The organism is Pseudomonas sp. S2_A10 (genome assembly GCF_054668465.1).
Genome location: NZ_CP162773.1, coordinates 2,010,220 through 2,034,841, shown reverse-complemented (window position 1 = coordinate 2,034,841; position 24,622 = coordinate 2,010,220). Strand labels below are relative to the sequence as shown.

Below are 24,622 nucleotides of genomic sequence, written 5' to 3'. Positions count from 1 at the left end.
AAAGCCTGCTCGCGAAGGCAGTCTCGAAACCAGCTCAGCGGCCGGCAATTAATACAAGGTGTGAGCAAAGTCAGAACCCGCTCTGCAGAAATGTGGTCGAATAATCGAAAGCAGCTTCAGCGCACACCCGTGCGCGCTGCCTCAAGGAGCTTCATCGATGAAACGTATTGGCTTGGCGATCCTTTGCAGTGCACTGGCCACGTCCGCAATCGCAGCCCCCAAAAAATGCGAGGAGCTTAGAAAGGAAATCGAGGTCAAAATTCAGGCGAAAGCGGTGCCAACGTACACCCTTGAAATCATCACGGCGGAAGAGGCGAAGCAGCATGACTCGGCCATGATCGTCGGTACTTGCGAGAACGGCACCAAGCGAATCATCTATCAGAAAAACGATAGCTGATTGCCTATCACGGCACGCAATTGATCTGCCGCTCGTTGGCAACGATCTGCCCCTGACGATTGATCAAGCGTGCACTTGGCGTGAAGGCCAGCGATCGGGCCTCAAGGCGGTAACGCTGCCCGGCCTCGAAGTGTTCATAGGGCACGGTCATGTAACACAGCCGCTCTTGCGGATCGGTATCCATGCCCTGACCACCCCCGAATACTTCGAAGTCAAAGCGCACGGTGAGCTCATGACTACCGGGCGTCACCTGAAAAAACCGTCCGTCGCGCGAGCGCTGTTTATCCAGGCGCTCGGCCATCAGCACCTTGCCGCCGGGGGTAGGCATGGCGAAGTCGACCCAGGCTTTGTCTGGATCGGCCGCCGGCAACGGGCTCTGACAACCGGCGAGCACACTGGCGGCCAGCAATGTCGTCAACTTGCGCATGATCGATATCCTTAGACGGGATTTCCAGCATAGCGCCGATCAACTGCTCTGACAGCCCGCCGGTGTGCCCTGACCGACAACCTTGCGCTGTTCGTCATACAGCTTGGCCCAAGGCCTGAAGCCGATGCTGCCAGCCTGCAGCTGATAGCGCTGGCCGGCGTTGAAGTCCTTGAATTTCACGCTCAACTGGCAATCGCGCCACAGCGGTTCGGCAGTCGGGCCGATATTGGTGGCCTCGACCGGGAATTGATAGCGCACCTTCAGCTCATGGCTGCCGGGCTGCACTTCGAAATAGCGTTTGTCGATGGCCTGGGTGGCATCGACTTGAACGGCTTGCAGCGCCGTGTCGTGTTGGCGAGCGTCAAGATCGATCCAGGCTTGCGAGGGGTCGGGGTCGGGCATTCCGAATCCGGCACAACCGGCCAGCGTCAGCAGGCCTCCTGTCAGCATGAACATGCGCATAGCGGTGCTCCTTGAGGCGGGATAGTCTTGGGGCAGACTTTCCGGGGAATTTCTTATTTTGATCAGGCCGTTTTCCAGCCTTGGGTTACTTGATCGCGTTTTTCCGATTTTGTTTCCGGGTGTGTTGTTTTTGTTGCTCAACGGTTGCGCCAGCGTCAGCTATTACAGCCAGCTCGCCAGCGGCCAGTTGCAATTGCTGCGCGCCCGGGAGCCGGTGGAGAAGGTCATTGCCGACCCCAGCCGCGATGCCAAATTGCGCGCGCATCTGGCTCAATCACAAAAGGCCCGTACCTTTGCCAGCGAGCATCTGCATTTGCCGGATAACCAGAGCTATCGCCTGTACGCCGATATCCATCGCCCTTACGTGGTGTGGAATGTGTTCGCTACTCAAGAGTTCTCCCTGACACCGCAGAATCACTGCTTCCCGATTGCCGGCTGCGTGGCCTATCGCGGCTACTACAGCCAGAGCGCAGCCCGTGGCGAAGCGGCGATTCAACGCTTGCAGGGCATGGACGTGTCGATCGGCGGGGTCGAGGCGTACTCGACGCTCGGCTGGTTCAATGACCCGATCCTCAATTCGATGATGGGCTGGGGCGATGAGCGACTGGCCACGCTGATCTTTCATGAACTGGCGCACCAGAAGTTCTATGTGAAGGACGACACCGAGTTCAACGAGTCATTCGCCACCTTCGTCGAGCAGGAAAGCACGCGGCAGTGGCGCGCATTTCGTGGGCTGCCAGCGGAGTCGGATGCCAGGCTCAAGCAGCGTGACCAGTTCATCGAACTGGTACTCGCCACGCGTTCACGACTGGAGACGCTGTATGCGCAGCCGCTGTCGGTTGAGCAAATGCGTGAGCACAAAGCAGCTGAATTCGAGCGCTTGCGCCGGGAGTATCGGGTAATGCGCGACAGTCAGTGGGCCGGAGACAAGCGCTATGACGCCTGGGTCAATGCGCCGCTGAACAACGCGCGACTGTTGCCGTTCGGGCTGTATGACCAGTGGGTGCCGGCGTTCGCGGCGGTGTTCCGCCAAGTAGAAGGGGATTGGCTAAGGTTCTATGCCGAGGTTGAGCGGTTGGGGCGATTGCCGGTTGATGAGCGTAAGGCGGCTTTGAGGGCCTTGGCAGTTCCTGAGTCCACCAGCGGCTGAACGGGCCTCATCGCTGGCAAGCCAGCTCCCACAGGGACAGCGGTGAGCCTGAAGAATCGCTAACCTGTGGGAGCTGGCTTGCCAGCGATAGCCATCTGCTCAGCGCTGCAAAAAAGCCTGATGCAACGCATTCAAAGTTTCAAAGTGATAAGCCGGCGATTCGGCGTTCAATTCCTCGAAGCTGCCAAACCCATAGCCCACCGCCGCCGCATCCAGGCCGTTGCTGCGGGCGCCGATCAGGTCATGCTTGCGATCACCGATCATAAGGGTCTGTGCCGGGTCCAGGCGTTCTTCCTCAAGCAGGTGCGCAATCAGCTCAACCTTGTTGGTCCGCGTGCCGTCCAGCTCGCTGCCGTAGATCACCTTGAAGTGGCGGGCGAAGTCGAAGTGCCGGGCGATCTCGCGGGCGAACACCCAAGGCTTGGACGTTGCGATGTACAACTGCCGCCCCTGCCCGCTCAAGGTCTCCAGCAGCGGCGTCACCCCGTCGAACACCCGATTTTCGTAGAGGCCGGTGACCTTGAAGCGCTCGCGGTAAAAATTCACCGCTTCCCAGGCCTTGGCCTCGTCGAAGTCGTAAAACTGCATGAACGCTTGCAGCAGCGGCGGGCCGATGAAGTGTTCCAGTTTGCTCAGGTCCGGCTCGTCGATGCCGAGATTGGCCAAGGCAAATTGAATTGAGCGGGTGATGCCCTCACGCGGGTCGGTCAGGGTGCCATCGAGGTCGAACAGTACAGTCTGGTAATGCATGGAAATTCCCGAGCAGGTGTAGGGCGATTCAGAGCTGGTCGTAGCCTTCGGCCAGATGCAGGTCCTTGAGCTTGACGTAATTCGCCGCGCTGTAGGTGAAGAAGGCGTTTTCCTTTTCGGTCAGCGGGCGCACTTGCTTGACCGGGCTGCCGACATACAGGAAGCCGCTCTGCAGGCGCTTGCCCGGCGGCACCAGGCTGCCGGCGCCGATGATCACATCGTCTTCCACCACGGCACCGTCCATGACGATGCTGCCCATGCCGATCAATACGCGGCTGCCAACGGTGCAGCCGTGCAGCATGACCTTGTGGGCGATGGTCACGTCATCGCCGATCAGCAAGGGAAAACCGTCCGGGTTGAACGGGCCGGCGTGGGTGATGTGCAGCACACAGCCGTCCTGCACGCTGGTGCGCGCACCGATGCGGATGCGGTGCATGTCGCCACGGATCACCGTCAGCGGCCAGACCGAGCTGTCTGCGCCAATTTCGACGTCGCCGATCACCACCGCCGAACCGTCGACGAATGCGCCGTTGCTCAAGCGGGGGGTGTGATTTTGGTATTTGCGAAGGGACACGATTAGTTCTCTCTCTGTCGCCGATAGCTGCGGTGAGTGTCGATTGTAATTAAGATGGGCGCATGTTTCTTCCAGCCAAGGTGCCAACCGTGAGCGTGAACAACCCTCTTTTGCAGTCCTACGACCTGCCGCCGTTCTCCACGATCCGTGCCGAACACGTCCTGCCCGCCATCGAAACCATTCTCGCGGACAACCGCGCCGCCATCGCCGAAATTCTCAAGACCCAGGGCAAGAACCCGACCTGGGCCGGTCTGGTATTGGCGATGGACGAACTCAACGATCGCCTCGGTGCGGCATGGAGCCCGGTCAGCCATCTTAACGCCGTGTGCAACAGGGCCGAATTGCGTGAAGCCTACGAGTCGTGCCTGCCGGCTCTGAGCGCCTACTCCACCGAGATGGGCCAGAACCGCGAACTGTTCCAGGCGTATGAAGCGCTGGCCAACAGTCCGGAAGCTGCCAATTTCGACGTCGCGCAAAAAACCATTCTGGAACACGCCCTGCGCGATTTCCGTCTGTCGGGTATCGATCTGCCGGAAGCCGAGCAGAAACGTTACGCCGAAGTGCAGAGCAAGCTGTCCGAGCTCGGCAGCCGCTTCTCCAACCAATTGCTCGACGCCACTCAGGCGTGGACCAAACATATTACCGATGAAGCCGCCCTCGCCGGCCTGACCGATTCGGCCAAGGCGCAAATGGCTGCCGCCGCCCAGGCCAAAGGTCTGGATGGCTGGTTGATCACTCTGGAATTCCCCAGCTATTACACGGTGATGACCTACGCGCAAGACCGCGCGCTGCGCGAAGAAGTCTACGCCGCCTACTGCACCCGTGCCTCGGATCAAGGCCCGAATGCCGGGCAGAACGACAACGGCCCGGTGATGGAAGAGATCCTCGACCTGCGCCAGGAACTGGCCGGACTGCTGGGCTTCGCCAGTTTCGCCGAACTGAGCCTGGCGACGAAAATGGCCGAATCCAGCGATCAGGTGCTGAGCTTCCTGCGTGATCTGGCCCAGCGCAGCAAGCCGTTCGCCGCGCAGGATCTGCAACAGCTGCGCGCTTACGCCGCCGAACAGGGCTGCGCCGATCTGCAAAGCTGGGACAGCGGTTTCTACGGTGAAAAACTCCGCGAGCAGCGTTACAGCGTTGCTCAGGAAACCCTGCGTGCCTACTTCCCGATCGATAAAGTCCTGAGCGGTCTGTTCGCCATCGTCCAGCGTTTGTACGGCATCGAGATCGCCGAGCAGAAAGGCTTCGACACCTGGCATCCGGACGTACGCCTGTTCGAGATCAAGGAAAACGGCCAGCACGTCGGCCGCTTCTTCTTCGACCTGTATGCCCGCGCCAACAAGCGTGGCGGCGCATGGATGGACGGCGCCCGCGACCGTCGTCGCACCGTCGACGGTGCGCTGCAAAGCCCAGTCGCCAATCTGGTGTGCAACTTCACCCCGGCCGACAGCGGCAAGCCTGCGCTGCTGACCCACGATGAAGTGACCACGCTGTTCCACGAGTTCGGCCACGGCCTGCATCACCTGCTGACCCGCGTCGAACACGCTGGCGTATCCGGCATCAATGGCGTGGCCTGGGATGCGGTCGAGCTGCCGAGCCAGTTCATGGAAAACTGGTGCTGGGAGCCGGAAGGCCTCGCGCTGATCTCCGGCCACTACGAGACCGGCGAGCCACTGCCGCAGGACCTGCTGGAAAAAATGCTCGCGGCGAAGAATTTCCAGTCCGGGCTGATGATGGTGCGTCAGCTGGAGTTTTCGCTGTTCGACTTCGAACTGCACGCCACCCACGGCGATAGCCGCAGCGTGGCCCAAGTGCTGGAGGGCGTGCGTGACGAGGTGTCGGTGATGCGTCCACCGGCGTACAACCGCTTCCCTAACAGCTTTGCGCACATTTTCGCCGGCGGTTACGCAGCCGGTTACTACAGCTACAAGTGGGCCGAAGTGTTGTCCGCCGACGCCTTCTCGAAATTCGAGGAGGACGGCGTGCTCAACGCTGAAACCGGTCGTGCGTTCCGCGAAGCGATTCTGGCGCGCGGCGGTTCCCAGGCACCGATGGTGCTGTTCGTCGACTTCCGGGGCCGTGAGCCGTCGATCGACGCGCTGCTTCGCCACAGCGGCCTGAGTGAGGACGCGGCAGCATGAGCGACGGCCCTGTGATCACCAAGAAGCGCTTCATCGCCGGGGCGGTCTGCCCGGCGTGCAGCGAGCCGGACAAGTTGATGATGTGGAACGAAGACGGCGTGCCGCACCGCGAATGCGTGGCCTGCGGTTACTCCGACACGCTCAACGAGCAAGGCCTGTCGGTGCCCAAAGAGCTGGGCACGCGGGTCAATACCAGCGCGCTGAAGCCTGCCGCCGACAAAAAGGTTCAGGCGGTGCAGTTCTTCCCCAACCCCAAGTTGAAGAAAAAGCCCGACGAGCAACAATGACAACGACCGCTGCCTGCCGATCATCGTCGGCAGGTGGCGGTATCTATCCACCACCTTGCCTCTGCGCTTCCTGATTAGGCTGGCCAATCCAGCCCTCTCTCACGGAAGACGCCATGCCTGACACCAACCCACTCCTGCAACATTGGCAGTTGCCGCCCTGGGCGGCGATACGCGCCGAACATCTGCTGCCAGCAGTCGAGCGCATCGTTGCCGACAACCTGCTGATCATCGAAAACGTCATCGCCACTCAGGTCGATCATCCCAACTGGGACGACGTGGTAATTGCCATCGATGAAGCCGATGCGCGCCTGGATGAAACCATGGCGATCATCGAATTCCTCTCGATCAGTCATGCCGATGAGCCCCAGTGGTTGATGCAGGAAGCCCTGAGTACGCACGCCGCGCAGCGTTACAAGACTGCGAAGGCCGGCAATCGACAGTTGCTCCAGGTTTATCAACGATTGGCACAGAGCTCCATAGCCGCCAGCTTCAGTGATGCACGCAAAGCCTCGCTGGCGAAAATCCTGCGCCGGTTTCACTTGGCGGGAAGCGAATTGTCGAGTGCGCAGCGCAAGGATCTGGCGCGATTGAACGGCGAAATCGATCTGCTGGAAAAGCGCTTCATGAGCAACCTCAAATCGGTCAACGCGGCATGGAGCAAGGACATCGACGATGCCGCGCTATTGGCGGGACTGCCGGCCGAAATGCGGGCGCATCTGGCCGCCAATGCCCACAAGGCCGGCCTGCCCGGGTGGCGGCTGACCCTGGATCAGAACACTTACCAACAGGTCATGAGGCGGGCACAACACCGCGGACTGCGCGAGGAGTATTTCAAAGCCTGGTGCACCCGCGCTTCGGATCAGGGGCCACAGGCCGGTCGCTTCGATAACGGGCCGGTTTTGCAGACGCTGCTGGCCGCACGTCATGCCAAAGCCCGGCTCTTGGGTTTTGACAACTTTGCCCATCTGCGCCTGCACAACCGTATGGCTACCGGTACCGATCAGGTTGGCCGTTTTCTGCGCCAGCAGATCGCCCGCAATGCCGTGTCACTGGCGGGCGAGACCGATGATTTGCAGGCCTTGGCCCGCGAGCACGGGGTTGAACAGCTAGAAGCGTGGGATCACGATTTCCTCGCCGAGCAATTACGCCTGAAGCAGTCCGGCGGCGCGGAGCAGGACCTGCGCGAGTTCTTCGCGCTGCAAGCCACACTGCACAGCCTCTGCCGTTTCAGCGAGCATATGTTCGGTATCAGCATCAGCGAAAATACCGTCCACGAGCGTTTCGCAGAAAATGTTCGCCTGTTCGAAATCAGCGAGCGTCAGCAACCGGTTGGTTACATCTACATCGACCCGTTCCACCGCGACGCGGGCAACGACTATGCCTGGACCGGTGTACTGCGCAATCGACGGATCACCGCCGAAGGCCGACCATTACTGCCGATTGCCTCGCTTCAATGCAATTACCCGGCAGCGGAAAACGGGCAAACGCACCTGCTGGATCCGCAGGATCTGCGCGTTCTGCTGCACGAATTCGGCCATTGCCTGCATCACGTGCTGACGCGTTCGCCGCATTACAACCTGTCCGGCATTTCGCATCTGAGCCGCGACGCTGCCGAGTTTGTCGGGCAACTGTTCGAAAAATGGGCGTTATCCGGGCAATTCCTGCGCTGGCTGGGTACGCATCACCAGAGCGGTGAGCGTCTGTCCGAAGCGCAGGCCAATACCGCGTTTTCCGCCACAGGCATCCAGCGCAGCCGGGAGACGGCAATGCTGTTGCTGAACGCGCTGGTCGACTTCGAACTGCACCGCTGTCACGGTGACGGTCGCACTGTTCAGCAAGTAGTCGAGGATGTGCAAAGTGAGTTCGCGCACCTGTCCATCCCGGCCTACTGCCGCTTCGCCAACAGCTGCGATTATCTGGTTACCGGTTATGAGGCTTCGCTGTACGCCTACAAATGGTCGGGTGTGCTGGCGAGCGAGGCGTTCAAGCGCTTCGAACGTGAAGGTCTGTTCAACGAACAGACGGGCCGCGACATGCGCGAACACCTGCTCTCGGGGGACAGGCAGGCACTGCCCGCCGCACTGCAAGCCTTTCTCGGAAAACCCATCGACAGCGCACTGTTTCCTGCGCCAGCCGATTGAACTGATCAACGCTGGACGTGCGCCGAGTCGAACCAGTTTTTCATCGAACACATGGCGAATGCACTGGTGCTGCATTCGCCATTGATCAGGGCTTCGTGCAACCGATCGACATCGGCCTGCATCACGTAGCGCACGCTGTCGTGGAAATGCTGACTGTCACCAAAACCGCCCTCGGTCATTTCCTTGAGCGCCTGCTCTTTGCTCCAGCCCTGCACCACCACCCGGTACATCACCGCCATCAGACCGGTGCGGTCAGAACCGTGCTTGCAGTGCATGAGCACCGGGCCGTCGGCTTCGGCGGACTGAATCGCGCGCAGAGCCTTGAGCACATCGCTGTCGTCGACGTGGTTGGTGCGATACGGCAGTTGCACCTGCTTGATGCCCGGCGCGGAGAGCCAGTCGCTATCAGCGTCAGGCAGGAAGTTGATTACGGTGACGACATGCAGATCGTTCAACAGCGGCACCGCACTGCGGCTGGGCAAGGCGCTGCGATACAGCGTCGGTGACATGCGGAACAGGTTGAACTGCGCCTCAACCGGCTGTGCCCACTCGGCCGGGCGAGATGGCGTGGCGTCGGCCGCCCGGGCGGCAATGCCATGCAACAGTGCAACAAGCGAAAAACATAACGCGGGGAAAAAGCGCACTCGAGACATGCTGGGCTGACCGTTTCGGCAATCTTCATGGGAGGAATTGCAGCTTCGCTTTTGAGCGGTCAACGCGCCGTGAGCCGGCCGTCAAAGAAACGTGAATCGGCGCCTCGCCGGGCTTTTTTCCGTGCAAACGGTTTTTCTTGATGCTTAGCCTGCTACCATTTGTCACATGATGTTGCAGAGGGAACGGCTTTTACCCGACCGGACCCTGATCGTCGCAACGCAAAATTCCTCGAGCTGCTCGCAGAAGCGGCTGACTTCTATGCCTGATGAGGTGCCCCCCATGTCTGATCAAGATCGAGACAACCCGCGGCGTGAGTTCTTGCGCAAATCCCTGACCCTGATTCCGGTGGTCACGCTTGCCGGTACCGGCCTGGGCAGCAGCGTGCTGCAAGCCGCACCTGAAAGTACACCGGCGCCGGCCGCAGCAAAACCTGCCGCTGTTGGCGCGGGTGATTATCAGCCGAGCTTTTTCACCGCCGAAGAATGGGCATTCATCAACGCCGCCGTCGCCCAGTTGATCCCCAACGACGCACAAGGCCCCGGTGCCCTCGAAGCCGGCGTGCCGGAATACATCGACCGGCAGATGAACACCCCGTACGCCGCCGGTGCCCTGTGGTACATGCAAGGCCCGTTCAATGCCGACGCCGCACCCGAGATGGGTTGGCAGAGCAAACTGGTGCCCAAAGACATCTATCGCCTCGGCATCGCCGCCACGGATCAGTGGGTAAAAGGTCTGAGCGGTAAAACATTTGCCGAGCAAGACAGCGCTACCCGAGACGATTTGCTCAAGCAACTCGAAGCCGGCAAGCCGCAGTTCGATGCGGTGCCGGCGAAGATTTTCTTCAATCTGCTGCTGCAAAACACCAAGGAAGGGTTCTTCTGCGACCCGATCCACGGTGGCAATAAAGGCATGGTCGGCTGGACCATGATCGGTTTCCCCGGCGCCCGCGCCGATTTCATGGATTGGGTGGAACGCAACGAGCAATACCCCTTCCCGGCAGTGTCGATTCGCGGCGAGAGGGCGTAAGCATGGCAACGGTAATGAAGAAGGTTGATGCAGTCATCGTCGGTTTCGGCTGGACCGGCGCGATCATGGCCAAGGAGCTCACCGAGGCGGGCCTCAACGTGCTGGCGCTGGAGCGCGGGCCGATGCAGGACACCTACCCCGACGGCAACTATCCGCAGGTGATCGACGAACTCACCTACAGCGTGCGCAAGAAACTCTTTCAGGACATCTCCAAAGAGACGGTGACCATTCGCCACAGCGTCAACGACATCGCCCTGCCCAACCGCCAGCTGGGCGCGTTCCTGCCGGGGAATGGCGTCGGCGGCGCCGGTCTGCACTGGTCGGGCGTGCACTTTCGTGTCGACCCGATCGAGTTGCGCATGCGCAGCCACTATGAAGAACGCTACGGCAAAAGCTTCATCCCCAAAGACATGACTATTCAGGATTTCGGCGTCAGCTATGAAGAGCTGGAACCGTTTTTCGACTTCGCGGAAAAAGTCTTCGGCACCTCCGGCCAGGCCTGGACGGTGAAAGGCCAACTGGTTGGTCAGGGCAAGGGCGGTAACCCATACGCGGCGGATCGTTCCAACCCGTTCCCGCTTCAAGCGCAGAAGAACACCGTATCCGCACAGCTGTTCGGCAAAGCGGCCACAGAAGTCGGTTACAAACCCTACAACCTGCCTTCGGCTAATACTTCGGGGCCGTACACCAATCCCTACGGCGCACAGATGGGGCCATGCAACTTCTGCGGGTTCTGCAGCGGCTACGTCTGCTACATGTATTCCAAGGCCTCGCCGAACGTGAACATTCTGCCGGCGCTCAAGCCCCTGCCGAATTTCGAACTGCGGCCCAACTCCCATGTGCTGCGGGTCAACCTCGACAGCAGCAAGTCCAAAGCGACCGGCGTCACCTACATCGACGGCCAGGGCCGCGAGATCGAGCAGCCGGCGGATTTGGTGATCCTCGGCGCATTCCAGTTGCACAACGTGCGTCTGATGCTGCTGTCCGGGATCGGCAAACCGTACGACCCGATCAGCGGCGAAGGCGTGGTCGGGCGTAACTTCGCCTACCAGAACATGGCCACCATCAAGGCCTTCTTCGACAAGGACACCCACACCAACAACTTCATCGGCGCTGGCGGCAACGGCGTGGCGGTGGACGATTTCAACGCCGACAACTTCGACCACGGCCCGCACGGCTTCGTCGGCGGTTCGCCGATGTGGGTCAACCAGGCTGGCAGTCGACCGATTGCCGGCACCTCGAACCCGCCGGGCACACCGGCCTGGGGCAGCGCATGGAAACGCGCCACCGCCGATTACTACACCCACCAGGTGTCGATGGACGCCCACGGCGCGCATCAATCCTACCGTGGCAACTACCTCGATCTCGATCCGGTGTACCGCGATGCCTACGGCCTGCCGCTGCTGCGCATGACTTTCGACTGGCAGGAAAACGACATCAAGATGAACCGCTTCATGGTCGAGAAAATGGGCAAGATCGCCCAAGCCATGGGCCCGAAAGCGATCGCGGTGATCGGCAAGCAGGTCGGCGACCACTTCAACACCGCCTCGTACCAGACCACCCATCTCAACGGTGGCGCAATCATGGGCACCGATCCGAAGACCAGCGCCCTGAACCGCTATTTGCAGAGCTGGGACGTGCACAACGTATTCGTCCCGGGCGCCTCGGCGTTCCCGCAGGGCCTGGGCTACAACCCGACCGGGCTGGTGGCGGCGCTGACCTACTGGTCGGCAAAAGCGATCCGCGAGCAATACCTGAAAAACCCCGGCCCGCTGGTACAGGCTTAAGGAGCGATGACCATGAAAACTTTCGTTATCGCGACCCTGGCGCTGCTTGGCAGCGCCGCTATCCATGCGGCTGAAGTTGATCAAGCCTTGATCAAAAAAGGCGAATACCTTGCCCGCGCCGGTGACTGCGTGGCCTGCCACACGGCCAAGGGCGGCAAGCCGTTCGCCGGCGGTCTGCCAATGGAGACGCCGATCGGCACGATCTACTCGACCAACATCACCCCGGACAAGACCGGTCTGGGCGACTACAGCTTCGAAGACTTCGATCAGGCCGTGCGCCACGGTGTGGCCAAAAACGGCAGCACGTTGTACCCGGCGATGCCGTATCCGTCCTACGCGCGGGTCAACCAGGCCGACATGCAAGCGCTGTACGCCTACTTCATGCACGGCGTCGAACCGGTGGCGCAGGAGAACAAGGCCAGCGACATTCCCTGGCCGTTGAGCATGCGCTGGCCGCTGATGGGCTGGCGCTGGCTGTTCGCGCCGAAGGTCGAGGATTACCAGGCCACGTCGGCCGATCCGGTGATCGATCGTGGCGCGTACCTGGTCGAAGGCCTCGGCCACTGCGGCGCCTGTCACACCCCGCGTGCGCTGACCATGCAGGAAAAATCCCTGAGCGCGGCGGACGGCAGCGAATTCCTCGCCGGCAGTGCGCCGCTGGAAGGCTGGATCGCCAAGAGCCTGCGCGGCGATCACAAGGATGGCCTCGGCAGCTGGAGCGAAGAACAACTGGTGCAATTCCTCAAGACCGGGCGCAGTGATCGCAGCGCAGTGTTCGGCGGCATGAGCGATGTGGTCACCCACAGCATGCAGTACATGAGCGACGCCGACCTCACCGCGATTGCCCGCTATCTCAAATCACTGCCGGCCAATGACCCGGCGGATCAGCCGCATCAGTACGACGAGAAAGTGGCCAAAGCGCTGTGGAACGGCGACGACAGCCAACGCGGCGCGTCGGTGTACATCGACAACTGCGCCGCCTGCCACCGTACCGACGGCCATGGCTACACACGGGTGTTCCCGGCGCTGGCGGGCAATCCGGTGCTGCAAACCGACGATCCGACCTCGCTGATTCATATCGTGCTCAAGGGCGGGACTTTGCCGGCAACGCACACCGCGCCATCGACCTTCACAATGCCCGGTTTCGCCTGGCGCCTGTCGGATCAGGAAGTCGCGGATGTGGTGAGTTTCATCCGTGGCAGCTGGGGCAACAAGGGTGCGCCGGTGAAAGCTGCCGATGTTGCCGAGTTGCGTACGGAGGATATGAAGCAGACCTCCGGTGACGATCTTGGGCAGCTCACCTCGCATAACTGAGCGAAATGTGTCGACAGACCGCTGGCACGACATGACTTCGCATGTTGAGTCAGCGGTGTTCATCGTGTCGATTTCAGACCTCTGAACTGCACAAACGCATCCGCCAACTGCAAGTACAGTCTCTTGTCATGGTTATCGATATCGCCATCCCCGTCGCTATCGATAACCTCTTCGGAAAGCAGGTCATAGCGATCGTTTGCCTGCGATGAAGAGGCAAATAGCGCGTAGTCGTAGTCCATCATTTCGGTGGCGTTATCGCCATAATGATAAAAAACAACCTCGGGACTTCCGTCGCGTTCCATGTCTGCAATTTCAAGCAAAATTCTGATTGGCATCACATTCAATCCATTCCGGTTGGCAAGACGTTATTAGTCATGAGGCTTTAACCTAAGACGGCGCTTGCAACCACGTCTACTGTCATATCTGACAGGGTGTATGTGCACACAGTTGTGAGAACGTCGGTTACGATCAGAGAAAGCCCTGAATGCTGTTCCTCTCCGCGAACATAGCGGACATGAACAACCACAACTGACCACTCGCCCGGCGGCACTAGCCAGATGACGATCGCCCCGATACTGTGCGCATATACAGTATCGGGGCGTTTTCATGTCTATTCCATTGCCACCTCGCGGTCGCGGCACCGCGACCAACCCGCACAACCGCTTTGCGCCCAGTCGTTCGGTGGCCGAGGACGACGGCTGGTATCAGGAAGTGCCAGAGACGCAAAACACCGAAGTGATCATCGAGAAGGCCAAATCGATCATCAGCCGCAACACCTCGCCGGATCTGCCCTTCGACCGTTCGCTCAATCCCTATCGCGGCTGCGAACACGGCTGCATCTATTGCTACGCACGCCCCAGCCACGCCTATTGGGACATGTCGCCGGGCCTGGATTTCGAAACCCGGCTGATTGCCAAGACCAATGCCGCCCAGATCCTTGAAGAACAACTGAGCAAACCCGGCTATCAATGTGCGCCGATCAATCTCGGCTCCAATACCGACCCGTATCAGCCCATCGAGCGCGAATACAAAATCACCCGTCAGACCCTGGAAGTGCTGCTGCGTTACCGGCATCCGGTGACCATTGTCACCAAAGGTTCGCTGATTCTGCGCGATCTCGATTTGCTGACCGAGTTGGCGCAGCAACGGCTGGTGTCGGTGATGATCAGCCTGACCACCCTGGACGACGAACTCAAACGCATCCTTGAACCACGCGCCGCTGCGCCCAAGGCACGCTTGCGTGCGATCCGGGTGATGCACGAAGCAGGCATTCCAGTAGGCGTGCTGTGTTCGCCGATGATTCCGATGATCAATGACAGTGAGATCGAAAGCCTGCTCACCGAGGCCCACGCCGCCGGTGCGCAAAGCGCTGCCTACATGATGCTGCGCCTGCCGCTGGAAGTCGCGCCGCTGTTCGAGGAGTGGTTGCAGGCGCACTATCCGCAACGTGCCGCCCATGTGCTGAGCCTGATCCGCCAGAGTCGCGGCGGCGAACTCTACGACAGCCGTTTCGGTGCGCGCATGCGCGGTGAAGGACCGTTTGCAGACCTGCTCGCACAAAGATTTGCCAAGGCCATCAAAAAGCTTGGCCTGAACAAACGCGAGGGCTATAACCTCGACTGCTCGGCCTTCTGTCCGCCGGGTCGCCAGATGTCGTTGATTTAGCGACAATTGGCTTTGGGTTGACGGGTTGGAATCCTTCCGCCGAAACACGCCAGTCACGTTTTTTGTGACCTGGAACACACGTTCTAGAGCGTTTGATTCAGTTTCAGTTAAGTTTCGGCGGCTACCTTGTTCATCGAGTGACTGACGGGTCGGGATGACCCGGATGGTTTAAACAGCCACTGGCTTCATACCGGAATACCGGGGAAGACTCCCTGAATCCGCACAAGAGGATGAATCATGAGTGACAAGGATAAACAGTCGTTGGCTGCCTCGGCGCAAAGCCCTGAAGCACAATCCGCCGATGCAGCACTGCGACAGATCGTTGATGGCTTTTTACGCTTTCATCATGACGTTTTTCCGCAGCAGGAAGAACTGTTCAAGAAGCTCGCCACCGCTCAGGCGCCCAAGGCGATGTTCATCACTTGCGCCGACTCGCGCATCGTTCCCGAGCTGATCACCCAGAGCTCGCCGGGCGATCTGTTCGTTACCCGTAACGTCGGCAACGTGGTGCCGCCCTACGGTCAGATGAACGGCGGCGTCTCCACCGCGATCGAATACGCGGTACTGGCGCTGGGCGTGCAGCACATCATCATTTGCGGCCACTCCGATTGCGGCGCCATGCGCGCGGTACTCAACCCCGACAGCCTGGAAAAAATGCCGACGGTCAAAGCCTGGCTGCGCCACGCTGAAGTCGCGAAAACCATGGTGCACGACAACTGCAACTGCACCGACGAAAAAGACAGCATGCCGATCCTCACCGAGGAAAACGTCATCGCCCAACTGCAGCACTTGCGTACCCATCCTTCGGTAGCCTCGCGCATGGCGAACGGTCATCTGTTCATCCATGGCTGGGTCTACAACATCGAAACCAGCGAAATCAAAGCTTACGACGCGGACCAGGGTCGTTTCCTGCCTCTCGACGGCAGCCATCCGATTCCTGTGGCGACGCCCAAAGCGCGCTTCTAAATCTTCCCAACAATCTGTGTGGTATGACGCCGGCCGCTGATTCAGCGGTCCGGCCTCGCCACGCCTGAAGAAAACTTCGGGAGAATCGCCATGCGTGCGGCTCAATTGAAAGCTGTGTTGCCACGGGAGCTGCTCGCCTCCGTGGTTGTGTTTCTGGTCGCCCTGCCGCTGTGCATGGGCATCGCGATTGCGTCAGGGCTGCCGCCGGCAAAAGGTCTGATCACCGGCATCATCGGCGGTCTGGTGGTCGGTTGGCTGGCGGGCTCGCCGTTGCAGGTCAGCGGTCCGGCGGCGGGTCTGGCGGTGCTGGTTTTCGAGCTGGTGCGCCAGCATGGCATCGAGATGCTCGGGCCGATCCTGCTGCTCGCCGGTTTTCTGCAACTGGTCGCCGGGCGGCTGAAGCTTGGCTGCTGGTTTCGGGTCACGGCGCCAGCAGTGGTCTACGGCATGCTCGCGGGCATTGGCGTGTTGATTGTGCTCTCGCAAATCCATGTGATGCTCGATGCCAAGCCGCAGCCTTCCGGTCTCGACAACCTCACGGCGTTCCCGGCGGCCGTAGCGCAAGCCTTGCCATCGTTCGGCTGGCAGGCGGGTCTGCTCGGTCTGTCGACGATTGCGGTGATGTGGCTGTGGGAAAAATTCCGCCCGCATTCGCTGCGCTTCATTCCCGGCGCATTGCTCGGTGTGGGTCTGGCCACCGTGGCGAGTCTGCTGCTGGCGTTGCAGGTCAAGCGCGTTGAGGTACCGGCGAACCTGGCCGAAGCGATCGATTGGCTCAAGCCGGCCGACCTGATGAATCTGGCCGACCCGACACTGCTGGTTGCCGCGTTCGCCGTGGCGTTTATCGCCAGTGCCGAAACCCTGTTGTCCGCCGCTGCGGTGGACCGCATGCACAGCGGCGTGCGTTCGGACTTCGACCGTGAACTGTCGGCGCAAGGTGTCGGCAACATGCTCTGCGGTCTGGTCGGCGCGCTGCCGATGACCGGGGTGATCGTGCGCAGTTCGGCCAACGTCCAGGCCGGTGCGACCACACGCTACTCGACGATTTTCCATGGCCTGTGGCTGCTGGCATTCGTGCTGTTGCTGTCGAGCGTGCTGCAAAGCATTCCGGTGGCGAGCCTGGCGGGTGTGCTGGTGTATACCGGTTTCAAACTGGTCGACCTGAAAGCCTTCCGTGGTCTGGGTCGGTACGGGCGGATGCCGATGTTCACCTACGCCGCTACAGCGTTGGCGATCATCTTCACTGACCTGCTCACCGGTGTGCTGATCGGCTTCGGTCTGACAATGTTGAAGCTGGCATTCAAGGCTTCGCGCCTTAAGATCAGCCTGATCGACCTGCCGCAGGACGGCGAGATGGAATTGCGTCTGGTCGGCGCGGCGACGTTCCTCAAAGTGCCGGCGCTGACTCAAGTGCTGGGCAGCATTCCCCACGGCACGACGGTGCATGTGCCGCTCAACAACCTGAGCTACATCGACCATTCGTGTCTCGAGTTGCTTGAGGAATGGGGCCGGGCGAATGCGGCCAAGGGTTCGAAGCTGTTGATCGAATCGCGCGGGTTGAAGCGACGGCTTGAGGGGCGGGTGCGGACCAATACCGGGATTGGTGCGGCTGGCTAGATCTTCCTGCCTGAGCACAAACCCTGTGGGAGCGAGCCTGCTCGCGAAAGCGGTGTATCAGCCAACAGAGATGTTGAATGATCGACCGCATTCGCGAGCAGGCTCGCTCCCACATTGCATCTATGGTGTATGAGGGTTACGCAGCAGGCTGATCGAGCTCGAGGCCCACACCCAACCGGCGGCTCATGCACGGCCAGCGTTTCCACGCCGCGCCAGTGTCCGGGCTGCTGAGTTTTTCGCGGTAGGCTTCTACCGATTCCAGGGCAAAACTTTCCTCGTTGAGCATCTCGTCAATCGCGTGATGCACCGCTTCGTCCAGTTGGTTGGCGAATTCCTCACCGATCAATTGGTGAGCAATCAGGTTGGCGACCGTCATGTCCAAGGGGATCAATGGCTGGCCGAAATGCTTGATGTACAGGTCGTTGACCTCTTCGACAAAACGGTGTGCCAGATAGGCCTCGTCGAGCAGGCTGTCCAGGCCGACGTGCCCAGCCATGATCGCCGGCGGCTGGAGGAAATACTGCTCGGCGATCTTCAGCACCGGTTTGATCTGCGATTCGATTCCCGCTTCCCTGGCGACTTCATTGGCTGCATCCAGCAGGTCTGGTACTTCATCGATGTAGGCGGCGACAAAACGTGTCAGAACGCCCTGGGCGTCGGCTTCCGGCAACTGGATCGCCGGGTGCAGGTGAGGCAGCTTGCTTTCCAGCTGACGGGTCAGCAGGCCGGTGTCTTTTTCGTGCTGTTGGGCTTGTTGGATCTGCTCGCGCAATGCGGCGGTGTTCATGAAAACTCCAGGAAACAAGGCAATGAAATAGGGAAGACATAACTTAGCTGGCTTACGAAAAACGCTAAGACGCATTTGTCATAATTATTTCATCCTTGATGCAGCTGCGTTATATCCATTCGCCACCACTCGTCTGCATCCTTCTCCATTCGGGCACTTGAACGCAAGCGCCGGGTGTTTCAGCTCATTTACGTGCCCGGGTTGCAAATCCCGGGCGCTGTCTATACTCGCCAATGAATGGAGTTAGCTGATGACGCCCGACTGCACCCGCAGCAAGGCCCGGCGATTCAAGTTCGTAGTCTGATGCAGCCGCTCCCTTGCCGCAGGCGATACGCCGGCGGGATAACAAGAACGATAAGGGGAACCCGCAATGATGCGACATCCACATGTCTGGATGGGCCTCCTGTTGTGGTCGATTTTCAGCCCGGCCAACGCGGCCTGGACTGTGAATATGGCGCCTGGAGCGACTGAAATCAGTCACGCAGTATTCGACCTGCACATGACCATTTTCTGGATCTGTGTGGTGATCGGGATCATCGTCTTCGGCGCCATGTTCTGGTCGATGATGGTGCACCGCCGCTCTACCGGCCAGGTCGCGGCCAAATTCCACGAAAGCACCGGCGTCGAGATCATGTGGACCATCGTGCCGCTGCTGATTCTGGTGGCCATGGCCGTCCCGGCCACTGCGACGCTGATCAAGATGTACGACACCAGCGAGCCGGACATCGATATCCAGATCACCGGTTATCAGTGGAAGTGGCACTACAAATACCTGGGCCAGGACGTTGAGTTCTTCAGCAACCTGGCCACCCCCGCCGAACAGATTCACAACAAAGAAGCCAAGGGCGAGCACTACCTGCTCGAAGTCGACAAGCCGCTGGTGCTGCCGATCGGCGCCAAGGTGCGCTTTCTGGTGACCTCCGCCGACGTCATTCACTCCTGGTGGGTGCCGGCATTTGCAGTCAAGCGCGATGCGATTCCCGGGTTCGTCAACGAGGCCTGGACGCGCATCGACAAACCCGGCCTCTACCGTGGCCAGTGCGCCGAATTGTGCGGCAAGGATCACGGCTTCATGCCGATCGTGGTCGAGGTCAAGGAGCAGGCCGACTACGAAAAATGGCTCGCCGAGCGCAAGGCCGAAGCCGCACAGCTCAAAGAACTGACCAGCAAGGAATGGACCCTCGACGAGCTCAAGGAGCGCGGCGACAAGGTTTACCACACCACTTGCGTGGCCTGTCACCAGGCCGAAGGCCAGGGCCTGCCGCCGATGTTCCCGGCACTCAAGGGCTCGAAAATCGCCACCGGGCCGATCAAGGATCACCTGAGCATCGTCTACCACGGCAAACCGGGCACCGCCATGGCGGCGTTCGGCAAACAGCTGTCGGAAGTCGATATCGCAGCGGTCGTGACTTACGAACGTAACGCCTGGGGCAACAACAAGGGCGACATGGTCACGCCAAAAGAAGTGCTGGAGCTGAAACAGGCGGAAAGCAAATGAGCCGGTCAATTGCGTATTCAGTGAACCGGTCGGGGCAGCGCGCCCCGGCCCGCCCCGTCCAACTTCGTAAAGGAGACCGGCCATGAGCGCTGTCATCGATGACCACGGTCACGCCGACCACGCCCACGGCCCCGCCAAAGGCCTGATGCGCTGGGTGCTGACCACCAACCACAAGGACATCGGCACGCTGTACCTGTGGTTTGCCTTCTGCATGTTCCTGCTGGGCGGCTCGTTCGCCATGGTCATTCGCGCCGAGCTGTTCCAGCCCGGCCTGCAGATCGTGCAGCCGGAATTCTTCAACCAGATGACCACCATGCACGGTCTGGTCATGGTGTTCGGTGCGGTGATGCCGGCCTTCGTCGGCCTCGCCAACTGGATGATCCCGCTGATGGTCGGCGCGCCCGACATGGCCCTGCCACGGATGAACAACTTCAGTTTCTGGCTGTTGCCGGCCGCGTTTCTGCTGCTGGTCTCGACCCTGTTCACCCCCGGTGGCGGGCCGAATTTCGGCTGGACGTTCTACGCGCCGCTGTCGACGACTTATGCACCGGAGAGCGTTACGTTCTTCATCTTCGCCATCCACTTGATGGGCATCAGTTCGATCATGGGCGCGATCAACGTAGTCGCGACCATCCTCAACCTGCGCGCACCCGGCATGACCCTGATGAAAATGCCGCTGTTCGTGTGGACCTGGCTGATCACCGCGTTTCTGCTGATCGCAGTGATGCCGGTGCTCGCTGGCTGCGTGACGATGATGCTCATGGACATCCACTTCGGCACCAGTTTCTTCAGTGCTGCCGGCGGCGGTGACCCGGTGCTGTTCCAGCATGTGTTCTGGTTCTTCGGCCACCCCGAGGTGTACATCATGATCCTGCCGGCGTTCGGCGCGGTCAGCCAGATCATCCCGACCTTCGCGCGCAAGCCGCTGTTCGGCTACACCTCGATGGTCTATGCCACGGCGAGCATCGCGTTCCTGTCGTTCATCGTCTGGGCGCACCACATGTTCGTGGTCGGCATCCCGCTGGTGGGCGAGTTGTTCTTCATGTACGCGACCATGCTGATCGCCGTGCCGACGGGTGTGAAAGTGTTCAACTGGGCCAGCACCATGTGGCAAGGCTCGATGACCTTCGAGACGCCGATGCTGTTTGCCGTGGCGTTCGTCATCCTGTTCTCGATCGGTGGTTTTTCCGGGCTGATGCTGGCGATCGCCCCGGCGGACTTCCAGTACCAGGACACCTACTTCGTTGTCGCGCACTTCCACTACGTGCTGGTGCCCGGGGCGATCTTCGGCATCTTCGCCTCGGCCTATTACTGGCTGCCGAAGTGGACCGGGCACATGTACGACGAAACCCTCGGCAAGCTGCATTTCTGGCTGTCGTTCGTGGGCATGAACCTGACCTTTTTCCCGATGCACTTCGTCGGCCTTGCGGGGATGCCGCGACGGATTCCGGACTACAACCTGCAGTTCGCCGACTTCAACATGGTCTCGTCGATCGGCGCGTTCATGTTCGGCGCCACGCAGATCTTCTTCCTGTTCATCGTCATCAAGACCATCCGTGGCGGCGCACCGGCCCCGGCCAAACCGTGGGACGGCGCCGAAGGGCTGGAGTGGAGCGTGCCGTCGCCGGCGCCGTATCACACCTTCACCACGCCGCCGGAAGTGAAATGAACACCTCCTGTTTTTTGCAATGTGTACAGAGGCACAGATCCCCAGTGGATGCTCACATATCTTCTGTGGATGTACACAGATCCCCCGTGGCGAGGGGATTTATCCCCGTTGGGCTGCGCAGCAGCCCCAAAATCTGCAATCGGGGTGTATCAGGCACACCGCATGCGCCGGGTTTACGACTGCTGCGCAGCCGGTCGGGGATAAATCCCCTCACCACAGCATCACCGGCCACCAGGGAACACGAGGGAGGCATGAACCATGGCTGACTCGATCTCGCTGGAGAAGCTCGTCACCCGCCTGCTGCTGGTGGTGGTGGCGATGTTCGTCTTCGGTTTCGCCTTGGTGCCGATCTACGACGTGATGTGCAAAGCCTTCGGCATCAACGGCAAGACCGGCGGCCAGTATGCGGGGGAGCAAGTAGTGGACACGTCGCGCCAGGTGCGCGTGCAGTTTCTCTCGACCAACACCGCCGACATGCCGTGGGACTTTTACCCGAAACACGACGAGATGACCGCCAATCCCGGCGCCGTGAACGAGATGGTCTTCATCGCACGCAATCCCACCGACAAACCGATGAGTGCGCAAGCGGTGCCGAGTATTGCGCCGAGCAACGCCGCGGCGTTTTTCCACAAGACCGAATGCTTTTGCTTTACCCAGCAGGTGCTGCAACCCGGTGAACAGATCGAGATGCCGGTGCGTTTCATCGTTGACCGCGACATGCCCAAGGAAGTGAAGCACCTGACGCTGTCCTACACGCTGTTCGATATCACCGCCCGACATCCGCCGGTGGCTGTTAACACTGGCGGTTGAGCGTGGCCGATAAGGAGAACAATAAATGGCAACTCATGAGCATTATTACGTCCCGGCCCAGAGCAAATGGCCGATCATCGCCACGCTCGGGATGTTCGTCACCGTGTACGGCCTCGCCACCTGGTTCAACGATCTCAAGGCCGCACGCCCGGATTCCCATGGCCCGCTGATCTTTTTCGTCGGCGGCCTGCTGCTGGCGTACATGCTGTTCGGCTGGTTCGGTGCGGTGATCAAGGAAAGTCGCGCGGGGCTGTACAGCCCGCAGCTGGACCGCTCGTTCCGCTGGGGCATGAGCTGGTTCATCTTTTCCGAGGTGATGTTCTTCGTCGCCTTCTTCGGCGCGCTGTTCTATGTGCGCCATGTGTCCGGGCCGGCGCTGGGCGGTGAGGGGCCGAAAGGCATCGCGCACATGCTCTGGCCGAACTTCGAATTTGTCTGGCCGCTGCTGCACACACCTGATCCGAAACTGTTCCCGCCGCCAAAAGAAGTCATCAGCCCGTGGGGCCTGCCGCTGATCAACACCATTCTGCTGGTCAGCTCCAGCGTGACCATCACCATCGCCCACCATGCGCTGAAGAAAGGCCATCGCGGTGCACTGAAACTGTGGCTGGCGATCACCGTACTGCTGGGCATCGCGTTCCTCGGTTTCCAGGCCGAGGAATACATCCACGCCTATAAAGAGCTGGGGTTGACCCTCGGCTCGGGCATCTACGGCGCGACGTTCTTCATGCTCACCGGATTCCACGGCGCCCACGTGACCATCGGCACGATCATCCTGTTCGTGATGCTGATGCGCATCATGAAAGGCCACTTCGACAACGAGCACCAGTTCGGTTTCGAGGCGGCGAGCTGGTACTGGCACTTCGTCGATGTGGTGTGGATCGGTTTGTTCTTCTTCGTTTACGTCCTCTGACTGCTGGCGCTACCAGGGCGCATGGGACACCAACTGGCCGCTATAGAAACCCCAGGCCATCAGGCCGACGGTGACCACGGCCAGTGCCACCCGAACACTCAAGGCGATGACCAGGCGATTGGAGCTGCTGTCGTCCTTGACCAGGAAAAACAGGCCGCTGAACAGGCTGACGACCGTGGCAATCAGCATCAGGACGATCGCTGCTTTGAACATGGCAAGACTCCGGGGGACAGGCGATGCAATTGAGTATAGCGATCGCGATGACTGACTTTATGGCGCGCCCATGAAGCGCTTTCGCCCGGGCGTGATTCCCACTGTCGTGGTGGCGCTGTTGCTGCCGCTGATGGTTGCGCTGGGCTTCTGGCAACTGGGCCGGGGCGCGGAGAAAACCGCGCTGCTGGCCAGTTATGCCGAACGTCGCGTGGCCGAACCGCTGGCCAGCAGTGAACTGCTCGCCAGCGCCGACCCGGCTTACCGCCGCGTGCGCCTGCACGGCCAGTTCGACCCCGCCCATACCCTGTTGCTCGACAACCGCCAGCGTGGCGGCAAGGTCGGCGTTGAACTGCTGCAACCGTTTCAGGATCAACGCAGCGGTCTCTGGCTGCTGGTCAATCGCGGCTGGCTGCCTTGGCCCGACCGGCGTGTGCCGCCGCAATTCACGACACCCGCCGAGGCGCTGACGCTCGACGCCTGGGTCTATGTCGCCCCCGGCGCAACGTTCCAGTTGCACGCCGATCCGGTCAGCAGTGTCTGGCCGCAGACCATCACCGCCGTCGAGCCGGGCAAATTGTGGCAAACCCTGGAGCGCGACGGCTTCGCCTACGAATTACGGGCCGAACCCGGCCCGGTCAGCTATCAGACCGATTGGCCGGTAGTCGCGATGGGTCCGGAAAAACACCTCGGCTACGCCGTGCAATGGTTCGCCATGGCCACGGCCCTGCTCGGTCTTTACCTCTATTTGGGCTGGCACAACGCAAAGGAGAAACGCCATGGGAAGCGCCATGAATCCACCCAGCATGTCTGAGGCCAAACCCGTTCCCAGCCGCCGGCGCGGGCGCATTCAGTTGTTGCTGATCGTGCTTGGCGTGGTCGGGCCGATGCTGCTCGCCACCGGCATGTACAAATTGCAGTTCTGGGTGCCGGAAGGACGCAGCTATCACGGCGAGCTGATCGGCAACGGCCAGACCCGCGCCGACCTCGGCGTGCAGGCCGACGAGCAGCGCTGGCAGATTCTGGTCACGGCGCCGAAGGATTGCGCCGTCGATTGCCAGCAACTGGTTTATCTGGCGCGGCAGATCCAGATCAGCCTCGGCCGCGAAGCCGGCCGCGCCAGCCACGCCCTCGCCGCCGCGCAACCACTGAGCGCCGATTACGCCGCCAAGCTCGACCGTGAATATCCGCAGCTGCAGCGCTATCCGCTGGATGCCGGGGTGTTCAACAAGACCACCGGCGACAAAGCCGTGCCGCAGCTGTGGATCGTCGACCCACACGGCAATCTGGTGCTGCGTTACGAGCCGAATGTGAAGGGCAAGGATCTGCTTAACGACCTGCGGCATCTGCTGAAACTGTCGAACATCGGATGAGGGC

At 60.5% G+C, this 24,622-nt stretch carries 25 protein-coding genes; 17 read left to right on the top strand and 8 right to left on the bottom strand.

Features of this window, described 5'->3' with window-relative positions; all coding sequences use genetic code 11:
* Window positions 1–157 precede the first annotated feature (157 nt).
* The gene (locus AB4N41_RS09390) at window positions 158–397 is read left to right on the top strand and encodes a DUF1161 domain-containing protein (RefSeq protein WP_252877201.1); all 240 of its coding nucleotides are present in this window, start codon (window positions 158–160) and stop codon (window positions 395–397) included.
* Between the two features lie 7 nt (window positions 398–404).
* On the opposite strand, the gene AB4N41_RS09385 is transcribed toward AB4N41_RS09390, so the two are convergent.
* Both AB4N41_RS09385 and AB4N41_RS09380 read right to left on the bottom strand, forming a co-directional pair.
* Window positions 405–824: a PA0061/PA0062 family lipoprotein gene (locus AB4N41_RS09385; RefSeq protein WP_095182275.1), complete on the bottom strand. Its 420-nt coding sequence runs from the start codon at window positions 822–824 to the stop codon at window positions 405–407.
* A gap of 39 nt (window positions 825–863) precedes the next feature.
* On the bottom strand, window positions 864–1,286 hold the full coding sequence (locus AB4N41_RS09380; RefSeq protein ID WP_056791288.1) for a PA0061/PA0062 family lipoprotein: 423 nt from the start codon (window positions 1,284–1,286) through the stop codon (window positions 864–866).
* A gap of 58 nt (window positions 1,287–1,344) precedes the next feature.
* Here AB4N41_RS09380 and AB4N41_RS09375 point away from each other — a divergent pair, with 58 nt between their 5' ends.
* On the top strand, window positions 1,345–2,436 hold the full coding sequence (locus AB4N41_RS09375) for an aminopeptidase (RefSeq protein ID WP_252877200.1): 1,092 nt from the start codon (window positions 1,345–1,347) through the stop codon (window positions 2,434–2,436).
* A gap of 99 nt (window positions 2,437–2,535) precedes the next feature.
* Here AB4N41_RS09375 and AB4N41_RS09370 read toward each other — a convergent pair whose 3' ends face one another.
* Both AB4N41_RS09370 and AB4N41_RS09365 read right to left on the bottom strand, forming a co-directional pair.
* Window positions 2,536–3,186, bottom strand: coding sequence for an HAD family hydrolase (locus tag AB4N41_RS09370; protein ID WP_150743239.1), 651 nt, complete (start codon window positions 3,184–3,186; stop codon window positions 2,536–2,538).
* A 28-nt stretch (window positions 3,187–3,214) separates the two neighbouring features.
* Window positions 3,215–3,760 carry a gamma carbonic anhydrase family protein gene (locus AB4N41_RS09365; RefSeq protein ID WP_150637331.1) on the bottom strand — a complete coding sequence of 182 codons (546 nt, stop codon included), beginning with the start codon at window positions 3,758–3,760 and terminating at the stop codon, window positions 3,215–3,217.
* Window positions 3,761–3,849: 89 nt separating this feature from the next.
* Here AB4N41_RS09365 and prlC point away from each other — a divergent pair, with 89 nt between their 5' ends.
* The 3 genes from prlC (at window position 3,850) to AB4N41_RS09350 (ending at window position 8,329) form a co-directional block, all read left to right on the top strand.
* Window positions 3,850–5,901, top strand: coding sequence for an oligopeptidase A (gene prlC, locus AB4N41_RS09360; RefSeq protein WP_252877199.1), 2,052 nt, complete (start codon window positions 3,850–3,852; stop codon window positions 5,899–5,901).
* Window positions 5,898–6,188, top strand: a complete 291-nt coding sequence (locus tag AB4N41_RS09355) for a YheV family putative zinc ribbon protein (RefSeq protein WP_016772316.1) — start codon at window positions 5,898–5,900, stop codon at window positions 6,186–6,188. Before prlC ends, AB4N41_RS09355 begins: the two co-directional genes overlap by 4 nt.
* Window positions 6,189–6,301: 113 nt before the next feature.
* Window positions 6,302–8,329 carry a M3 family metallopeptidase gene (locus tag AB4N41_RS09350; RefSeq protein WP_252877198.1) on the top strand — a complete coding sequence of 676 codons (2,028 nt, stop codon included), beginning with the start codon at window positions 6,302–6,304 and terminating at the stop codon, window positions 8,327–8,329.
* 5 nt (window positions 8,330–8,334) lie between these two features.
* Here the strand turns inward: AB4N41_RS09350 and AB4N41_RS09345 are convergent, their stop codons facing one another.
* A complete protein-coding gene (locus AB4N41_RS09345; protein ID WP_252877197.1) occupies window positions 8,335–8,982 on the bottom strand; it encodes a phosphatase domain-containing protein in 648 nt (215 codons plus the stop codon).
* 280 nt (window positions 8,983–9,262) lie between these two features.
* Between AB4N41_RS09345 and AB4N41_RS09340 the strand changes: the two genes are divergently transcribed.
* Genes AB4N41_RS09340 through AB4N41_RS09330 form a run of 3 tightly spaced genes read left to right on the top strand, consistent with a single transcriptional unit; the run spans window position 9,263 to window position 13,110 of the window.
* On the top strand, window positions 9,263–10,009 hold the full coding sequence (locus AB4N41_RS09340; RefSeq protein WP_095182280.1) for a gluconate 2-dehydrogenase subunit 3 family protein: 747 nt from the start codon (window positions 9,263–9,265) through the stop codon (window positions 10,007–10,009).
* Between the two features lie 2 nt (window positions 10,010–10,011).
* Window positions 10,012–11,796 (top strand): GMC family oxidoreductase, encoded by a 1,785-nt coding sequence (locus AB4N41_RS09335; protein WP_110599617.1) that lies wholly within the window; start codon window positions 10,012–10,014, stop codon window positions 11,794–11,796.
* A 12-nt stretch (window positions 11,797–11,808) separates the two neighbouring features.
* Window positions 11,809–13,110, top strand: a complete 1,302-nt coding sequence (locus AB4N41_RS09330; RefSeq protein WP_252877196.1) for a c-type cytochrome — start codon at window positions 11,809–11,811, stop codon at window positions 13,108–13,110.
* A 59-nt stretch (window positions 13,111–13,169) separates the two neighbouring features.
* On the opposite strand, the gene AB4N41_RS09325 is transcribed toward AB4N41_RS09330, so the two are convergent.
* Window positions 13,170–13,445 (bottom strand): hypothetical protein, encoded by a 276-nt coding sequence (locus AB4N41_RS09325; RefSeq protein WP_095182282.1) that lies wholly within the window; start codon window positions 13,443–13,445, stop codon window positions 13,170–13,172.
* A gap of 271 nt (window positions 13,446–13,716) precedes the next feature.
* On the opposite strand from AB4N41_RS09325, the gene AB4N41_RS09320 reads away from it, so the two are divergent.
* From AB4N41_RS09320 to AB4N41_RS09310, 3 genes are all read left to right on the top strand, one after another.
* The gene (locus AB4N41_RS09320; RefSeq protein WP_252877195.1) at window positions 13,717–14,775 is read left to right on the top strand and encodes a PA0069 family radical SAM protein; all 1,059 of its coding nucleotides are present in this window, start codon (window positions 13,717–13,719) and stop codon (window positions 14,773–14,775) included.
* A 237-nt stretch (window positions 14,776–15,012) separates the two neighbouring features.
* Window positions 15,013–15,741, top strand: coding sequence for a carbonic anhydrase (locus AB4N41_RS09315; RefSeq protein WP_016772323.1), 729 nt, complete (start codon window positions 15,013–15,015; stop codon window positions 15,739–15,741).
* Window positions 15,742–15,831: 90 nt separating this feature from the next.
* Window positions 15,832–17,358 carry a SulP family inorganic anion transporter gene (locus AB4N41_RS09310; protein WP_252868549.1) on the top strand — a complete coding sequence of 509 codons (1,527 nt, stop codon included), beginning with the start codon at window positions 15,832–15,834 and terminating at the stop codon, window positions 17,356–17,358.
* Window positions 17,359–17,494: 136 nt separating this feature from the next.
* Here AB4N41_RS09310 and AB4N41_RS09305 read toward each other — a convergent pair whose 3' ends face one another.
* Window positions 17,495–18,145: a hypothetical protein gene (locus tag AB4N41_RS09305; RefSeq protein WP_041476468.1), complete on the bottom strand. Its 651-nt coding sequence runs from the start codon at window positions 18,143–18,145 to the stop codon at window positions 17,495–17,497.
* Window positions 18,146–18,515: 370 nt separating this feature from the next.
* On the opposite strand from AB4N41_RS09305, the gene coxB reads away from it, so the two are divergent.
* From coxB to AB4N41_RS09285, 4 genes are all read left to right on the top strand, one after another.
* Complete coding sequence (gene coxB, locus AB4N41_RS09300) at window positions 18,516–19,643, top strand: cytochrome c oxidase subunit II (protein WP_016772326.1); 1,128 nt, start codon at window positions 18,516–18,518, stop codon at window positions 19,641–19,643.
* Window positions 19,644–19,725: 82 nt separating this feature from the next.
* Window positions 19,726–21,312 carry a cytochrome c oxidase subunit I gene (gene ctaD / locus AB4N41_RS09295; RefSeq protein ID WP_016772327.1) on the top strand — a complete coding sequence of 529 codons (1,587 nt, stop codon included), beginning with the start codon at window positions 19,726–19,728 and terminating at the stop codon, window positions 21,310–21,312.
* A gap of 258 nt (window positions 21,313–21,570) precedes the next feature.
* On the top strand, window positions 21,571–22,122 hold the full coding sequence (locus tag AB4N41_RS09290; RefSeq protein ID WP_252877194.1) for a cytochrome c oxidase assembly protein: 552 nt from the start codon (window positions 21,571–21,573) through the stop codon (window positions 22,120–22,122).
* 25 nt (window positions 22,123–22,147) lie between these two features.
* Entirely contained in the window at window positions 22,148–23,035 is an 888-nt protein-coding gene (locus tag AB4N41_RS09285) for a cytochrome c oxidase subunit 3 (protein WP_095182286.1), read from the top strand.
* Between the two features lie 9 nt (window positions 23,036–23,044).
* Here the strand turns inward: AB4N41_RS09285 and AB4N41_RS09280 are convergent, their stop codons facing one another.
* The gene (locus AB4N41_RS09280; RefSeq protein ID WP_016772330.1) at window positions 23,045–23,248 is read right to left on the bottom strand and encodes a twin transmembrane helix small protein; all 204 of its coding nucleotides are present in this window, start codon (window positions 23,246–23,248) and stop codon (window positions 23,045–23,047) included.
* A gap of 70 nt (window positions 23,249–23,318) precedes the next feature.
* On the opposite strand from AB4N41_RS09280, the gene AB4N41_RS09275 reads away from it, so the two are divergent.
* Together AB4N41_RS09275 and AB4N41_RS09270 are read left to right on the top strand one after the other, a co-directional pair.
* Entirely contained in the window at window positions 23,319–24,059 is a 741-nt protein-coding gene (locus tag AB4N41_RS09275) for an SURF1 family protein (protein ID WP_252877193.1), read from the top strand.
* Window positions 24,025–24,618 carry a hypothetical protein gene (locus AB4N41_RS09270; protein ID WP_236167896.1) on the top strand — a complete coding sequence of 198 codons (594 nt, stop codon included), beginning with the start codon at window positions 24,025–24,027 and terminating at the stop codon, window positions 24,616–24,618. The genes AB4N41_RS09275 and AB4N41_RS09270 overlap by 35 nt, the downstream gene beginning before the upstream one ends.
* The last annotated feature ends 4 nt before the right edge of the window (window positions 24,619–24,622 follow it).

What these genes read in the sequence shown, in the direction of transcription:
- AB4N41_RS09390 (WP_252877201.1), top strand. Translation starts at nt 158, where the DNA reads ATGAAACGTATTGGCTTGGCGATCCTTTGCAGTGCACTGGCCACGTCC.
- AB4N41_RS09385 (WP_095182275.1), bottom strand. Translation starts at nt 824, where the DNA reads ATGCGCAAGTTGACGACATTGCTGGCCGCCAGTGTGCTCGCCGGTTGT.
- AB4N41_RS09380 (WP_056791288.1), bottom strand. Translation starts at nt 1,286, where the DNA reads ATGCGCATGTTCATGCTGACAGGAGGCCTGCTGACGCTGGCCGGTTGT.
- AB4N41_RS09370 (WP_150743239.1), bottom strand. Translation starts at nt 3,186, where the DNA reads ATGCATTACCAGACTGTACTGTTCGACCTCGATGGCACCCTGACCGAC.
- AB4N41_RS09355 (WP_016772316.1), top strand. Translation starts at nt 5,898, where the DNA reads ATGAGCGACGGCCCTGTGATCACCAAGAAGCGCTTCATCGCCGGGGCG.
- AB4N41_RS09350 (WP_252877198.1), top strand. Translation starts at nt 6,302, where the DNA reads ATGCCTGACACCAACCCACTCCTGCAACATTGGCAGTTGCCGCCCTGG.
- AB4N41_RS09345 (WP_252877197.1), bottom strand. Translation starts at nt 8,982, where the DNA reads ATGTCTCGAGTGCGCTTTTTCCCCGCGTTATGTTTTTCGCTTGTTGCA.
- AB4N41_RS09340 (WP_095182280.1), top strand. Translation starts at nt 9,263, where the DNA reads ATGTCTGATCAAGATCGAGACAACCCGCGGCGTGAGTTCTTGCGCAAA.
- AB4N41_RS09335 (WP_110599617.1), top strand. Translation starts at nt 10,012, where the DNA reads ATGGCAACGGTAATGAAGAAGGTTGATGCAGTCATCGTCGGTTTCGGC.
- AB4N41_RS09330 (WP_252877196.1), top strand. Translation starts at nt 11,809, where the DNA reads ATGAAAACTTTCGTTATCGCGACCCTGGCGCTGCTTGGCAGCGCCGCT.
- AB4N41_RS09325 (WP_095182282.1), bottom strand. Translation starts at nt 13,445, where the DNA reads ATGCCAATCAGAATTTTGCTTGAAATTGCAGACATGGAACGCGACGGA.
- AB4N41_RS09320 (WP_252877195.1), top strand. Translation starts at nt 13,717, where the DNA reads ATGTCTATTCCATTGCCACCTCGCGGTCGCGGCACCGCGACCAACCCG.
- AB4N41_RS09315 (WP_016772323.1), top strand. Translation starts at nt 15,013, where the DNA reads ATGAGTGACAAGGATAAACAGTCGTTGGCTGCCTCGGCGCAAAGCCCT.
- AB4N41_RS09310 (WP_252868549.1), top strand. Translation starts at nt 15,832, where the DNA reads ATGCGTGCGGCTCAATTGAAAGCTGTGTTGCCACGGGAGCTGCTCGCC.
- AB4N41_RS09305 (WP_041476468.1), bottom strand. Translation starts at nt 18,145, where the DNA reads ATGAACACCGCCGCATTGCGCGAGCAGATCCAACAAGCCCAACAGCAC.
- coxB (WP_016772326.1), top strand. Translation starts at nt 18,516, where the DNA reads ATGATGCGACATCCACATGTCTGGATGGGCCTCCTGTTGTGGTCGATT.
- ctaD (WP_016772327.1), top strand. Translation starts at nt 19,726, where the DNA reads ATGAGCGCTGTCATCGATGACCACGGTCACGCCGACCACGCCCACGGC.
- AB4N41_RS09290 (WP_252877194.1), top strand. Translation starts at nt 21,571, where the DNA reads ATGGCTGACTCGATCTCGCTGGAGAAGCTCGTCACCCGCCTGCTGCTG.
- AB4N41_RS09285 (WP_095182286.1), top strand. Translation starts at nt 22,148, where the DNA reads ATGGCAACTCATGAGCATTATTACGTCCCGGCCCAGAGCAAATGGCCG.
- AB4N41_RS09280 (WP_016772330.1), bottom strand. Translation starts at nt 23,248, where the DNA reads ATGTTCAAAGCAGCGATCGTCCTGATGCTGATTGCCACGGTCGTCAGC.
- AB4N41_RS09275 (WP_252877193.1), top strand. Translation starts at nt 23,319, where the DNA reads ATGAAGCGCTTTCGCCCGGGCGTGATTCCCACTGTCGTGGTGGCGCTG.
- AB4N41_RS09270 (WP_236167896.1), top strand. Translation starts at nt 24,025, where the DNA reads ATGGGAAGCGCCATGAATCCACCCAGCATGTCTGAGGCCAAACCCGTT.